General features: G+C 68.3%; 1 protein-coding gene. It reads left to right on the top strand.

All coding sequences use genetic code 11. The features are described 5' to 3' along the window. Positions 1-169: 169 nt before the first annotated feature. On the top strand, positions 170-641 hold a 472-nt coding region (locus HUK84_RS21795; protein ID WP_246285826.1), incomplete at its 3' end, for a lyase family protein.

Raw genomic sequence — 641 nt, 5'->3', positions numbered from 1 at the left:
GGGCATGCGGCCGCAGGCTGGACAAGGGCACGGCGACCGGCCCGTCTTCCGCCGCCGCCCGGCACGGCGCAAGGATGGATTTGCACCCGAGCCATGCGGCCAGTAGGGTGCCGCCATTCGCGAGCAGGGCGCGGCGATCGACGGGTTTCGACAAGATCTGGGGCATGGAATGTCTGTGAACGAAGAACAGCAAACGGGCAAGGACGGTGCGCTGGCCAACGCTCAATGGGGCGGGCGGTTCGCCGGTGGCCCGTCGGCCATCATGCAGGATATCAATGCCTCGATCGGCTTCGACCAGGCGCTGTGGCGGCAGGACATCGCGGGCTCGCTGGCCCATGCCGCCATGCTGGCTCGGACCGGCATCATTTCCGAAGCGGACGAGGCCGAAATCCGCAGGGGCCTGACCGAGATCGGCGCGGAAATCGCCGCCGGCCGGTTCACGTTCAGTACCGCGCTCGAAGACATCCACATGAATATCGAGGCCCGCCTGTCCGAACGGATCGGCGAGGCCGGCAAGCGGCTTCATACCGCGCGCTCGCGCAACGACCAGGTCGCCACCGATTTCCGTCTGTGGGTGCGCGACGCCATCGACGGGCTGGACGCACAGGCGGCGTCGCTGATGCGCGCGCTCAGCCGCCGCG

Origin of the sequence: Nguyenibacter vanlangensis, assembly GCF_013376155.1 — a bacterium.
GTDB classification, from domain to species: domain Bacteria; phylum Pseudomonadota; class Alphaproteobacteria; order Acetobacterales; family Acetobacteraceae; genus Gluconacetobacter; species Gluconacetobacter vanlangensis.
The sequence above is the reverse complement of the archived record's forward strand: the minus strand, read 5'-3'. Positions and strand labels throughout refer to the sequence as shown.